Raw genomic sequence first — 13547 nt, forward strand, 5'->3', positions numbered from 1 at the left:
TCCTCCGTGACGAACACCTGGCCATTGGCGCGCGGCTCCGTGCCCGAACGCGAGGCGTTCGCCCTCGCCGCCACGGTCCTGCTGACGCTGTTCGCCGGCGACGCCGTGCCGAACACGATCACCTGGTACGGCGCGGCGGCCGTCTGGGCGCTCGAGGGCGCGTGGGGCATCAGCGTCGTGGCGCGCGCCCGACCGCCCCTCGAGCGCACCCCGCGGGCGCTCTGGCTGTTCCTCGCCTGGTGCCTCGTCTCCGTGCTCTGGTCGCACTGGCGGCCCGCCACCCTCGCCAGCACCGTCGCGCAGGTGGTGTGCGCGCTGGTCGCCTTCGCCATCGCGTCCACCCTGACCTGGCGACGGATCCTCGACGCGATGAGCCTGGCGTTCCGCTGGGTGCTCGGACTGTCCCTGCTCTTCGAGGCGGTCGTCTCCGTGGTCGTGCGCCACCCGATCGCGCCGATCTGGACCGACTACGGCGACCGGGACGTCCCCGACGCGTTCTACTTCTCCCGGGCCGAGCTCCTGACGGGCGGCCGGATCCAGGGCCTCCCGGGGAACGCGAACCTCCTGGCGATGGTCGCCCTGCTCGCGGCGATCGTCGTGGCCGTGCAGCTCGCCGAGGGCCGGATGCGCCGCGGTCGCGCGATCGGGTGGCTCGTCGTGGCCGCGCTCGTGACCGCGTTGACCCGCTCCTCGACGGTGCTCGTCGCCGCGGTCGTGGTGGCCGTCGTGCTCGCGCTCGCGCTCTGGATGCGCCGGGTGCCGACCGAACGGCGGACACCGCGGTACCTCGCGATCGCGGCCGGCACCGTGGTCGTGGTGGTCACCGTCGTGCTCGCGAAGGACACGCTCGTCGCCGTGCTCGGACGGTCGTCGGACCTCACCGGCCGCGGCACGATCTGGCAGGCCGTCTGGGGCCTCGTCGAGCAGCACCCGGTGCTCGGCTTCGGCTGGATCGGGTACTGGTGGCCGGGCATCCCGCTGCTGGCCGACCTCGCGCCCCGCAACGGGGTCACCTACCTGCAGGCCCACGACGCCGCGCTGGACGTCTGGATGCAGACCGGCGTCGTCGGACTCGTGCTCTTCGCCGTGTACGTCCTCACCACGCTGTCGCGGTCGTGGGCGAGCGCGACCCGGGCCGGCTTCGGCCCGGACCTCGCACCGCGGCCCTTCGACCCGGTGGGGCTGTTCCCGCTGCTCGTCGTCGTCGCGCTCCTCGTGCAGGCGATCGCCGAGTCACGACTGCTCTACCAGGGCAACTGGGTGCTGTTCGCGCTCATCGCCGTCAAGTCGCGGATCGTCCTGGTGACGGAGGAGCCGCCGTCCGTCGGCGACGGCCCGCGCACGCCGGTGGCGAAGCGCGCGTTCCGCTGGGCCGCGAACCCCTGACCCGGGCCGCGCGTCGGCCGCGTGCCGTCCGTCACCGATCGCCGAGGACCAGCGAGCACGGCACCTCGGCGCCCCACGGGCGTGTCCGGACGTCGAGCACGGCGGACGGATCAGCCCGGCACGTCGCGTCGGCGCCCGCGAACTGCGGTGCCCACGCCGGACCGTCGCTCCGCTGCGTGTCCGTGGACAGGTTGCCCACCCACGAGGTGACCACCAGCGCCACCACGCACCAGCCGAGGGCCGAGCGGACGACCGCGGTCGGGCCTCCCGGCCTGGAGGCCCGCACCACCGTCGCAGACCGCCGCCCGGTTGCGGCGGCACCGGGCGCACGGTCGACGAGGACGGCGGCGGCGACCACGACCGCTCCGGTGAGGAGCATGCCCGCAGCAGCCGCGTAGCGGGACGGCGTCGCCGCGAGGAGCGCGGCCGGGTCTGCCTGCGACCACCGGCCGTCCGCCGAGGCGTTCGCGACCAGGGCGGCGGTCCAGACCACCGCGGCACCGCCCGCGAGCACGACGGCGAGCACCGCGGCCCGCCACCGGCCGGTCCGCACCGCGACGGCGGCGCCGAGGACGACGACGAGTGCCAGCAGGACGGCCGGCACCGCGACCACCGCCCAACCTGCGTCGACGACCGCACCCGCCACGGAGCCGACGTCGGCGTCCCAGAGGCCACCGACGGTCTGCAGGAGCCACCCGGCCACGACGTCGGTCGCGGTGGGGTCGCCGGGGGCGGAGGCACGTGGCGTGGTGAGCGCCGTCACCACCTGGGCGACGCCGGCCGCGAGCGCCGCGACGGTCACCGGCAGCGGCAGGAGCCGGGCGCTCCCGGCGTCGCGACGCACGGGGAGCCAGGCGAGGACGAGCAGCGGCAGGAAGAGCACCGCCTGTGCCTCCGTCGCGCCGACGAGCACGGCGACGCCGGCGAGGACACCGGCACCCCACCACGAGCGCACCCGGTACGCGTACAGCCACGGGGCCAGGACGAGGCCGAACGTGTGCAGGTTCGCGACGTTGCCGGACACCTCCCACGGCGCGGTCGGCAGGAGCACGGGGACCGCGGCGAGGAGCAGCCGGAGCGGCCGGGACGGCACGACGTCCCGGGCGAGGACGAACACGCCGGCGCAGACGGCACCGGTGAGCAGGCAGCACGTCGCGGAGACGACGAGGGCGTACCAGGGCACCGGGAACAGGAGCGCGAGGTCGACGACGAGCCGGGGGACCAGGTGCAGGTACCCGGCGTAGGGGTGGAAGAGACTGCCGACCGGACCGAGCGCCAGGCGTTCCCGGAGGAACAGCCCGCCGTCCTCCGCCCAGACCGTGCCGCGTGCCTCCGGACCGAGCCGGACCCACGCGGTCGCCGCGGCGAGCACGCCCAGGACCACCGTGGCGAGCACCGGCCACCAGCTCCGCTCCGCGCGTCCCACCAGGCCGACGGTAGCGTTCCGATGACGATCCGCGATATCGACGCTCCGCGATGACGGAGGCCGGGCCGAGCAGCGTGCGCCAGTATGGACGGATGACGGACGCCCGGACGACGCGACTCGTGCGCGCGCGCCGGTACCTGTCCGCGTGGATCGGGTTCTCGGCCGGCGGCCGCTTCAGCCAGGCGCTCGCGACGACGATCGTGCTCTTCGCCTTCGGGGAGCCGGCCGTGCAGGTGCTCGTCGGGCCGGCCGGCACCTGGGCCGTCCTCGTCACGCTGGTCGTCCTCGCCGGCCTCAGCCTGCTCGGACAGCGGTACCGGATCGAGTGGCACGGCGTCCTGCCGCTGTCGTTGATCGCCTTCGTGGCGTACTGCGGCGTCAGCGTGCTGTGGAGCGAGTACTCCTGGGTCGCGCTCCGCGGGTTCGCCGAGACGGTCGGCTTCGTCGGACTCGGGCTCTACCTCGCGCTCGGCCGGGACCTCGTGCAGGTGATCCGCGCGTGCGGGGACGCCTTCCGGATCCTGCTCGTCGCCGCACTCGGTCTCGAGGTGCTCGCCGGACTCGTCCTCGACGTCCCGTTCCCCGCCTTCGGCATCCGCGGGGACATCGCCTACGGCGGACCGATCCAGGGCATCGGCGGGACGCGCAACGTGATGGGCTTCATCGCCGCGACCGCTCTCGTCACCTTCGTCGTGGAGTACCTCACCAGGTCGGTCACCCACTGGCGGGCGATCGCCTCGACGGCGCTCGCGGTCATCGCACTGATGCTCGTCCAGTCGCCGATCACCGGACTCGCGATGATCGCGCTCGCCGTCGCCGCCCTGGCGATCTGGTCGCTCCGGCACGCGCGGCCGGCGTCGCGGCCGGTCGTCAACGCGGTGCTCGCCACGACCGTGCTCGCCATCGGGGTCGTGCTCGTCGTCGGTCGAGCCCGGTTCCTGCCGGAGATCGGAGCGGCCGGCGGCACCTCGACCCGGCTGGCGCTGTGGTCGCAGATCCGCGTCTTCATCGAGCAGCACCCGGTCCAGGGGTGGGGCTGGGTCGGGGCCTGGCCGACCGAGCCCGTCGTCCCCTACGTCACCTTCGTCGACCCCTCCGGCGTCCGCTTCACCTCCGGGCTCGACGTCGTGGTGGACGCCTGGCTCCAGGTCGGACTGGCCGGCATGCTGCTCCTCGTCGGCGCGGCGCTGCTCGCCTTCGCCCGCTCCTGGGTGACCGCCACGACCTACCCCGGCGTCGCGTACGTCTGGCCGGCGGCCGTGCTCGTCCTGCTCGGCGTCACGAGCGTCGCCGAGAGCACGCTGCTGCACGGCGCCGGCCTGATGCTCTTCGTCACGGTGCTCGTCGTGTCGGCGCGACGCCGGTCCTGGCGGAGACGACTCCTCCACGCCTAAGCTGCTCGTGGCCGCGAGGCCCACGGGTCGGCAGGGGAACGGCCACGCACCGGGAGGACCGCCATGTCGCGCCTGCACCACCTGATCGCACTCACCGTCGGCGTCGTCCTCGTCGTCGCCGGACTCGTGGTCGTCACCCCGGGAACCGCCGAGGCCGCGGCACCGTCGACCGGTCGGTACTTCCCGGTGGCCTCGGCCCGCGTGTTCAGCGGGACCGTCGGGACCACACCGAAGGTCGTGTCGATCGCCGGGACGAAGGGCGTCCCCGCGGGAGCGACGGCCGTCGTCCTCAACGTGGAGGTCGACTCCCCCACCCGCGACGGCTACGTGCGCGTCACGCCGGCGGGCTCCGACCCGAGCGTGGCGACGCAGGAGTTCCGGGCTGGCCGGACGATCTCGAACCTGACCACCGTGAAGCTCTCCGGCGGCAAGGTGCAGACCAAGCTCTCCGCCGGGTCCGCCACGGTGCACTTCGACGTCTCCGGCTACTACGGGACGGGCGCTGGGTCCACCTACACGCCCCTCGACGCCGCCCGTGTGTTCGCGCAGCCGGGTGTCGGCACGAAGCCCGTCGCCGTCCCGCTGGCGGGCCACGGTGGGGTCCCGGACGACGCGACGGCCGTCGCACTGAACGTCGGGGTCGAGCAGCAGACCGCGGCCGGGTACGTGCGGGTCACCGCTGCCGGTCAGGACCCGTCCGTCGCCACGCAGGTGTACCAGCGCGCGACCCCGGTGTCGAACCTGGTCGTGGTGGGGCTCTCCGGCGGATCGGCGCAGGTCAAGGTCTCGAAGGGCACCGCGACGGTGTACATGGACGTCGTCGGCTACTACTCCCGCGCCGACTCCGGCTCCGTGTTCGTCCCGATCGACACCGTGCGCGTCGCCACGACGACGGTCTCCACCACGCCGCGTCCCGTGCGGGTGACCGGCCTCGCCGGCGTCCCCGGCACCGCGACGGCCGTGGTCGCGAACGTCGAGGTCTCGGCCCCGACGGTGAACGGGTACGTCCGGGTGACACCGGCCGGCCAGGACGCCAGGGTCGCGACGCAGAACCACGTCAGGGGGCAGGAGATCTCGGCCCTCACGATGCCGAAGGTCGTCGGCACGACGCTCGACCGACGGGTGCAGGCGAAGGTGAGCGTCGGGACCGCCACGCTGTTCGTGGACGTCTCGGGGTACTTCCTCGACGGCGGTTCCGGGTCGGGCATCGGCGCGGACATCTCGTGGCCGCAGTGTGCGTCGGCACCGTCCACGTGGCCCGCGGACCCGGCCTTCGCGATCGTGGGCGTGACCGGCGGCAAGGCCACGACCACCAACCCGTGTCTCGCGCAGCAGCTGGCCTGGGCGTCGACCGCCCGCGGTGGGACCTCGCAGGCGCCGACGCAGCTGTACGTCAACACCGCGAACCCGGGCCAGGCCTTCAAGGACGACCCGTCCCTGTCCCGCGCGTCCTGGCCCACCGCGAACCGCGACCCGGACGGCAACGCCGTGCCGGTCCCCGCACGGTACGGCGTGTGCGCCGGCGGCACCGCCGGACTGACCTCGCTCGCGTGCTCGTACGTCTACGGCTGGAACCGCGCGTACGAGGACGTCCACGACCGCGGCGTCCCCGCCGGTGTCCACCGCTGGTGGCTCGACGCCGAGACCGACGGTTCGTGGCAGTCCTCGCAGGCGCTGAACCGCGCCACGCTCGAGGGCATGACCGACCTGTTGCGGACGACCGGCGGTTCGGTGGGCGTGTACTCGTCCCCGGGCGAGTGGACACAGCTGATGGGCACCGTCCCCTCGAGCAGCCAGCTGTACACGGTGCCGACCTGGCGGGCGATCGGTCCGTCGACCCTCGCGGCGGCGCAGGCCGCGTGTGCCACGGCGCCCTTCACGGCGGGTGGCCGGACCGAACTGGTGCAGTACGTGTCGGGTGGCTTCGACCGCGACGTCAGCTGCGTCTAGGCCAGGTCGACCCGCTCCCCCTGCGCGCAGGCCACGGCGCGCCCTGCGCTCAGCCCCGTCGGACGCGCGAGCGGAACCGCCGCTGCAGGCCCCACTGGGTCGTGCGGAACATCGCCTCGACGACGATCGCCTGGCTCATCTTCGAGACGCCGTGGACGCGGTCGCGGAACCGGATCGGGACCTCGACGATCGTGCCGCCGAGGTCGTGGACCCGGAGCGTCATGTCGACCTGGAAGCAGTAGCCCTTCGAGTCGATCTCGTCGAGCGCCATCCGGGCGATCGCGTCGGCGCGGTAGACGCGGAAGCCCGCCGTGATGTCGTGGACGTCGAGCCCGAGCATGATCCGGGCGTAGGCGTTCCCGCCCCGGCTGAGCAACTCGCGGTGCTTGGGCCAGTCGACCACCGACCCGCCGGCGGTCCACCGGGACCCGATCGCGAGCATGACGTCATCGGCCGGGTCGGCGTCCACCACCGCCGCGATCAGCGCCGGCAGACGGTCGGCCGGGTGCGAGCCGTCGGCGTCCATCTCGACCAGGAGGCCGTACCCGCGCTCGAGTCCCCACCGGAACCCCGCCACGTACGCGGTCCCGAGCCCGAGCTTCCCCGACCGCCGCAGCAGGTACACCCGGTCGTCGTCGGCCGCCCGCGCCGCGACGAGGTCGCCGGTCCCGTCCGGGCTCCCGTCGTCCACCACGAGCACGTGCGCGTCGGTGACCACCCCGAGGACCCGGTCGAGGATGTCGGTGACGTTCTCGGCCTCGTTGTAGGTCGGGACGATGACGAGCGTGCGGGGTGCGGTGGTGTCAGCCATGGTTCTCTCTGCGGTGTCGTACCGGCACGGCGGGACAGCGCTCCGTGCCGGGGAAGGCGTCGCGGCGGATGGTGGAGCAGTCGAGCGTCACCGCCCAGTCGCGCTGGACGTGGTCGGAGCGCGAGGTGGTCGCGCCGTCGGCGCACCCGTGCTCGCCGTCCCGGTACTCGCTCCGCCACCTCGGCCACCCCCACCGACAGACGGCACCGGGGGCAACACGCCGAGCGAGCAGCCCGGCGACCATGACCGTCGACGACGCGGCGTCACGCACGCGCCCGGTCTCGCCGAGGGAGGTCGACCCCTGCTCGACGAGGGCCGGCAGGGCGGCGCGGGCCAGCCGGGCTCGCACCCGGTCGGTCCGGACGCCGGACGCGGCGACGGACCCGGTGCTCGCTGCCGCGCGGTCGCCGGTCGGACCGGCGGCGACGGGGATCATCCGGTCATGATGCCGGACGGGTACCCCGGTGAGCGAATCCGCAGGGAGGCGCGTGTCGTCGTCGGCGCTCAGCCGACGGTCACGGACGTGCACCGGAGCGTCGTGCTCGGCCCGCCGTTCGCGTCGATGGCGTAGGCACAGACCTGGTGCTTCCCCGCCGTCGCCGGGACGGTCGCGGCGAATCCGCGGAAGGCACCGGCCGCCGGACGAGCCCGGGCGACGTCGGACCGCGGCTGGTCGGCGACGATCGGCCGCATCGCGCCGTCGACGGAGACGTGCACGGCGGTCGCGGCCGTGGTGTCCGGGTCCCAGGCCCAACCACGGACCGCGATGCCGCCGCTCACGGCTGTGGCCGAGTCCAGCGACCCGACGGGAGCGCTGCCGACCTGCACGGTGTCGCAGCGGAGCGTCGTGTTCGTCGAGCCCGCGCCGGTGTTGATCGCGTAGACGCACACCTGGTGTGCGCCGGGCTTCGCGGCGATGCTCGTGCGGAAGCCGTGGGCCGCCCCGTAGGTCGGGAAGGTCCTGCCGATGTCCGACCGGGCCTGGTTGGCGGCGACTCGCCGGACGCCACCGTCGACGTACACGTGGACCGAGATGGAGGAGGTGGTGTCCCCGTCGATGGCCCAGCCGCCGACGTCGATGGAGTTCGCCGTCCCCGTCAGGGTGTCGACGCGGCCGTCCGGGTCGGAACCGACGGCGCGGACCGTGGTGCACGGCTTGAGGAGCTTGTCCGCACCGACGCCGACGTTGACTCCGGTCAGGCAGACCCGGTGCGACCCGGTCGCCACCGGGATCACCGTGTCGAACCCGTGGGCGGCGCCGGCCGCCTTGTGCACCCGCGCCACGTCCGTCCGCGTCCCGTTGGCGGTGAGCTTCGTCACCGCGCCGTCGATGCTCGCCTGCACCGTGATGGCCTTGGTCTGCGCGTTCGGGTCGATCGCCCACCCGCGGACGCGGATGCCGCCGGGCACCGCAGCTGCGGTGTCGACCGAGCCGAACGGCGAGGCCTTGGTGACCGTCACGGTCTTGCACCCGAGGGTCGCGTTCCGGGCTCCGTCCACGCTCACGGCGTAGACGCAGACCTTGTGCGAGCCAGGCGTCGCGGCGACGTCGGCGGAGAAGCCGTGCGCGTTGCCGGAGCCCGGGTGGGCGCGACCGACGTCCGTCCGCGTCGTGTTCGCGATGACCTGGGACACCTTCGAGTCGACGTAGACGTGGACCTTCGTGGACGCCGTCGTGGTGGTGTCGATGGCCCAGCCGCGGACCGTGACGACCTCGCCGCCACCGGTGACCGCGTCGAGGTGCCCGATCGGCTTCGCGGAGGCGGTGGGCGACCCGAACCAGTCGTTGTACATCCGCCAGAAGTTGCGGTTGCCGTAGGCCGAGCAGGAGTCGCCGGTGCCGTAGAGGTTGTTCAGCGCCGCCGTGTTCGGGGTGTACGGCGTGTAGTAGTAGAGCGCCGCGGTCGCCTTGTTCTGCACGGTGACCGACTTCGTCCCGCAGGAGACCGGCACGTTGTACTGGATCTGGCGGACGCCGCCCGGGTTGAACCAGGTGAAGTAGTTGCTCGTGCCGGCGGGGTTGCCGTAGCGCTTCCACTGCCAGGCGGACCAGTAGACCTGGTTGCCGACGCCCGCGTAGGCCGGGTCGCAGCGACCGCCGACGTTGTCGGGGCAGGCGTAGCCCATGGCCCGCTCGAGGCGGCTCGCCGAAGGGTTGCGCGCGACGCTGCCGTTGATGAGGCTCTGCTCCTTCTGGAGCGTCACCAGGAGGACCTTCGGGCTGATGCCGCAGGCCATCGCGACGCGCGAGATCATCACCGCCGCGGTGAGGTTCGACCCGCCGGTGACCGCACCGCACATCGGGTCGCTGCCGCGGGAGTTCATGCTGAACCGCCCGACGTTGAGGCAGGAACTCGACGCGCAGGTCCCGATCTGCGAGGTGAGGAACGACTGGATCTGCGCGGCCGACATCGCGTCGCCGTCGTAGAAGTTCGCGTCCGAGATGATGTTGCCCGCCGAGAACGACGAACCGGTCACGGCGGAGGCTGCGTCCTGCGAGGCGTTCGGACCGGACAGCTGGAATCCGACCAGCACACTCGCGACCGCGAGCACGCTCGCGATGATGGCGACGACCTTCTTCACGTCGTTGGGCCTTCCCTTGGGCGTCGACGGGGTTGGTGGCGTGCGCGATGCACTCTGTGCTGACGGTCGACCCCTGACGAACGACCGGAACACACGGGTCACATCAGGCTACCTGGATCACAGTGATCACACAGCCCCCAGATCGGCCCCCGAACGGGAGGCCCAGCTCGTCGCCGGTACGGACACTGTGGTCCGCGCACCCCGGCCGCGGTGCGACACCTGAACGTCGGTTCAGACGTCGGGAGCGAGGGCCGCTTCCACCCGCCGACGCGCTGCTGCGTCGAACCCGTCGTCACGGCGGGCGCGACGTGCGTGGCGGAGCACGGCAGGGGCCTCCCGGCACAGTCGCCACCACGCTGCGGGAGAGAGCTGCGCCGAGGCCGGCCGCAGGAGGTCGCGGACGAGGCGACCCGCCGTCCGGACGACCACCCGGAGGGCGAAGCCCGCCGAGGCGTTCCGGAGCACGACGGCGAGCCGGTTCCGCATGCTCTGGGAGCGCACGAGTGGCGAGTCGCTGCCGGAGCTGGCCGCGTGGCGGTGCACCACCACGGCGTCCGGGGCGTGCCGGATCTCGTAGCCCGCGAGTCGGAGGCGCCACGCGACGTCGAGGTCCTCGTAGTACATGAAGAGGGACGGGTCGAAGCCACCGACCTCTGCGAGCGGCCCCCGCCGCAGGAACACCGCGCCCCCGGAGAACCCGAACAGGGGTGCGGGCTCCGGGGCGTCGTCGAGCGGGCGGAGCCAGTCGCGGTCGCGACCGTTGCCGGACCGGTCGAGCACGACGCCTGTGCCGTTGACCAGGGTCTGGCCGGTCTCGGCCCGCCGCCAACGCCGGCCGTCGGCCGCGACGAGGTCGTCCGCGGAGCGAGCGGTGGCGGGGTCGATCGGCACGAACCGACCCTCGAGGACCGCGGTCGCGGCGACGGCGGCCACCCGGGGCCCGGCCGCTACGAGCACGGCGAGCCCGCGGTCGAGGAACCCGTGGTCCGCGACGGCGTCGTTGTTGACGAGCACCACGACCTCGCTCGAGGACGCGGCGATCCCCCGGACGACCCCGCCCGCGAACCCGGTGTTCGTCGGCTCGGCCACGACGACGACGTCGGGGTGGTCGGCACGGTACCGAGCGACCGTCGCGTCGTCGGCCTCGTTGACGACGAGCACCACCTCGACCGAGGCGTCGACGCGCTGCGACAGCACGGACGCGAGGGCCCGCCGGGTGAGCTCGGGCTGGTGCCAGTCGATGATGACCACGGAGACGTCCACGGCGTCAGTCTCCCAGGTCGCCCGGATCCGAGGACCGCGTCGGTATAGTCGTACCCGCCTTCCGCAGGCACCATGCCCGCTCCTGTGGGCACCACCGCCAGCCGACGTATGGAGTCCGTTCCGTGTCCACCTCCGCGCCCCGCGTTTCCGTCGTCGTCATCAACTTCCGGGGGACGGACGACACGCTCGAGTGCATCGCCCGCCTGAGCGAGGTCGACTGGCCGGCGGACCGCCTCGAGATCGTCGTCGTCGAGAACGGCTCCGGCGACGACAGCGAAGAGCGCCTCCGCGCAGCGCTCGGGGAGCAGCAGAACGTCAAGATCATCGTGTCGGCGGAGAACCTCGGGTTCACCGGCGGCAGCAACCTCGGCGCGCGTGAGGCGAGCGGCGAGGTCGTCGCCTTCCTCAACAACGACGCCAAGCCCGACGTGAACTGGGTCAAGGAGGGCATCGCGGGCTTCGCGCCGAGCCCCCGCGTGGCCGCCGTCGCGAGCAAGGTCCTCGACTGGGAGGGCAAGACCATCGACTTCGTCGAGTCCGGCCTCAGCTGGTTCGGGATGGGCTACAAGAACCACATCGCCGAACTCGACGACGGCCGTTTCGACGAGCCGCAGGACCTGCTGTTCGGCACCGGCTCGGCGCTCTTCGTCCGTCGCGAGGTCTTCCTCGAGGTCGGCGGCTTCGACGAGGGCCTGTTCATGTTCTACGACGACGTGGACCTCGGCTGGCGCCTCAACCTGCTCGGCTACCGCGTCCGGTTCGCCCCGCGGTCCGTCGTCTACCACAAGCACCACGGGTCGATGAAGTCGTTCGGCGACCACCGCGAGATGTACCTGCTCGAGCGGAACGCCCTGCACCTGCTCTACAAGAACCTGTCGGACGAGAACCTCGGCACCTTCCTGCCCGCGGCCCTCGCACTGCTCGCCCGCCGCGCCGTGGCGAAGAGCGGTCGCGACTCGGAGGAGTTCGACATCCGTCGCTTCACCGGGGCCCCGGACGAGTTCGACCCCACCACCCCGATGTCGAAGGAGGCCGTCGCCGGTCTGTACGCCCTCGACCAGTTCGTGTCGGACCTCCCCCGACTGTCGGAGGAGCGCCGCCGGATCCAGGGCCACCGCGTCAAGACCGACAAGGAGGTCTTCCGGCTCTTCGGCGACGCCTTCAAGCCGCTGTTCGAGGACGGGTACTTCCTCGAGGGCTACCAGGCGATCATCGAGGCGTTCGACGTCGAGCAGCCGATGCACCGTACTCGCGTGCTCGTCATCACCGGGGACGCCCTCGGCGCGAAGATGGCCGGGCCGGGCATGCGCGCGTGGAAGATCGCCGAGGCGCTCAGCGAGCACAACGACGTGCGCCTCGTGACCTGGAACGTCGCGAACCGCAAGACCGACCGCTTCGAGGTGTCCCGCGTCCCGCTCCAGCACGAGCGCGCCATGCGGGAGCACGAGGAGTGGGCCGACGTCATCTTCTTCCAGGGCTACGCGCTGCACCACTTCCAGACGCTGCAGCAGTCGAACAAGATCATGGTCGTCGACCTCTACGACCCGATGCACCTCGAGCAGCTCGAGCAGGCACGTGACAACGGCGACGTCGGCTGGCGCAACCAGGTGACCTCGACGACCGAGGTCATCAACCGCCAGCTCGAACGCGGCGACTTCTTCCTGTGCGCCTCCGAGCGGCAGCGGCTGTTCTGGCTCGGCCAGCTCGCCGCGGTCGGTCGGGTCAACCCGGACAACTACCTCGCCGACGACAACCTGAACAAGCTCATCGCCATCGCACCGTTCGGCATGGACTCCACGCCGCCGGAGCACGAGCGCAAGGCGATCCGCGGCGTCACGCCCGGCATCGGCGAGGACGACAAGGTCGTCATCTGGGGTGGCGGCATCTACAACTGGTTCGACACCCCGTCCCTCGTCCGCGCGATCGCCAAGGTCGCCGAGACACACGACGACATCCGGTTGTTCTTCCTCGGCGTCGCGCACCCGAACCCGGACGTGCCGGAGATGGCGATCGTGTCGGAGACCCGCCGGATCAGCGACCAGCTCGGACTCACCGGCAAGCACGTGTTCTTCAACGAGCAGTGGGTCGCGCTCGACGACCGGCAGAACTACCTGCTCGAGGCGGACGCGGGCGTCAGCACGCACTTCGCGCACATCGAGACGACGTTCTCGTTCCGTACCCGCATCCTCGACTACATGTGGGCGAACCTGCCGATCGTCACCACCGACGGCGACAGCTTCGGTGACCTCGTCGCGGCCGAGGGCATGGGTGTGGCGGTCAAGGAGCGCGACGTCGACGGCCTCGCCGCGGCGCTCGAGTCGATGCTCTACGACCCCGAGGCGGCGCAGTCCGCCCGAGACGCGGTCAGCCGCGTCCGCGAGGGCTTCACGTGGGAGAAGGCGCTCGCGCCCCTCGTCGAGTTCTGCAAGGACCCGTCCGTCGCGGCCGACCGCGCGCACGAGGCCGCCGTCCCGGCCGGGTCGCTCGCGGCCGCGAGCCGTCCCCGCGTGCAGCTCAGCCCGGCGCGCCAGCGCGAACTCCAGTTCCACCGGATCGCGAACAGCCGCCACGGCATCACCCGCGACGTCCGCCTCGCCACCTGGTACCTCCGCGAGAACGGCGTCTCGGGGCTCCGCGACAAGGTGCAGAACCGCGTGCGCATCATGCGGGAGAGCAAGAACGGACGCTGACGTCCGGCGGCCGTCCCCGGTCGCCGATGTACAGTTGTCCGTCG

9 protein-coding genes are annotated in these 13547 nt (G+C 72.4%); 4 read left to right on the plus strand and 5 right to left on the minus strand.

The features are described 5' to 3' along the window. Positions 1-6 precede the first annotated feature (6 nt). Positions 7-1386: an O-antigen ligase gene (locus DEI83_RS03895; protein ID WP_146243229.1), complete on the plus strand. Its 1380-nt coding sequence runs from the start codon at positions 7-9 to the stop codon at positions 1384-1386. A gap of 31 nt (positions 1387-1417) precedes the next feature. Here the strand turns inward: DEI83_RS03895 and DEI83_RS03900 are convergent, their stop codons facing one another. After that, entirely contained in the window at positions 1418-2812 is a 1395-nt protein-coding gene (locus DEI83_RS03900) for a hypothetical protein (protein WP_111080494.1), read from the minus strand. A gap of 92 nt (positions 2813-2904) precedes the next feature. On the opposite strand from DEI83_RS03900, the gene DEI83_RS03905 reads away from it, so the two are divergent. Together DEI83_RS03905 and DEI83_RS03910 are read left to right on the plus strand one after the other, a co-directional pair. Further along, positions 2905-4206: an O-antigen ligase family protein gene (locus DEI83_RS03905; protein WP_111080495.1), complete on the plus strand. Its 1302-nt coding sequence runs from the start codon at positions 2905-2907 to the stop codon at positions 4204-4206. 63 nt (positions 4207-4269) lie between these two features. Then, complete coding sequence (locus tag DEI83_RS03910; RefSeq protein WP_111080496.1) at positions 4270-6156, plus strand: hypothetical protein; 1887 nt, start codon at positions 4270-4272, stop codon at positions 6154-6156. A 49-nt stretch (positions 6157-6205) separates the two neighbouring features. Here the strand turns inward: DEI83_RS03910 and DEI83_RS03915 are convergent, their stop codons facing one another. From DEI83_RS03915 to DEI83_RS03930, 4 genes are all read right to left on the minus strand, one after another. Beyond that, entirely contained in the window at positions 6206-6967 is a 762-nt protein-coding gene (locus DEI83_RS03915; RefSeq protein WP_111080497.1) for a polyprenol monophosphomannose synthase, read from the minus strand. Continuing rightward, complete coding sequence (locus DEI83_RS03920) at positions 6960-7403, minus strand: hypothetical protein (RefSeq protein ID WP_146243231.1); 444 nt, start codon at positions 7401-7403, stop codon at positions 6960-6962. The genes DEI83_RS03915 and DEI83_RS03920 overlap by 8 nt, the downstream gene beginning before the upstream one ends. A 68-nt stretch (positions 7404-7471) precedes the next feature. Then, a complete protein-coding gene (locus DEI83_RS03925) occupies positions 7472-9550 on the minus strand; it encodes a hypothetical protein (RefSeq protein WP_111080499.1) in 2079 nt (692 codons plus the stop codon). A gap of 231 nt (positions 9551-9781) precedes the next feature. Next, positions 9782-10813 (minus strand): glycosyltransferase family 2 protein, encoded by a 1032-nt coding sequence (locus tag DEI83_RS03930; protein WP_181431059.1) that lies wholly within the window; start codon positions 10811-10813, stop codon positions 9782-9784. Between the two features lie 122 nt (positions 10814-10935). Here DEI83_RS03930 and DEI83_RS03935 point away from each other — a divergent pair, with 122 nt between their 5' ends. Next, on the plus strand, positions 10936-13503 hold the full coding sequence (locus tag DEI83_RS03935) for a glycosyltransferase (RefSeq protein WP_111080501.1): 2568 nt from the start codon (positions 10936-10938) through the stop codon (positions 13501-13503). Positions 13504-13547: the final 44 nt, after the last annotated feature.

Origin of the sequence: Curtobacterium sp. MCBD17_021, assembly GCF_003234525.1 — a bacterium.
In the GTDB taxonomy this organism is placed as follows: domain Bacteria; phylum Actinomycetota; class Actinomycetes; order Actinomycetales; family Microbacteriaceae; genus Curtobacterium.

Bases quoted from the DNA above. Each gene is read 5' to 3' on its own strand.
- DEI83_RS03915 (WP_111080497.1), bottom strand. From the start codon at position 6,967: ATGGCTGACACCACCGCACCCCGCACGCTCGTCATCGTCCCGACCTAC.
- DEI83_RS03905 (WP_111080495.1), top strand. From the start codon at position 2,905: ATGACGGACGCCCGGACGACGCGACTCGTGCGCGCGCGCCGGTACCTG.
- DEI83_RS03910 (WP_111080496.1), top strand. From the start codon at position 4,270: ATGTCGCGCCTGCACCACCTGATCGCACTCACCGTCGGCGTCGTCCTC.
- DEI83_RS03920 (WP_146243231.1), bottom strand. From the start codon at position 7,403: ATGATCCCCGTCGCCGCCGGTCCGACCGGCGACCGCGCGGCAGCGAGC.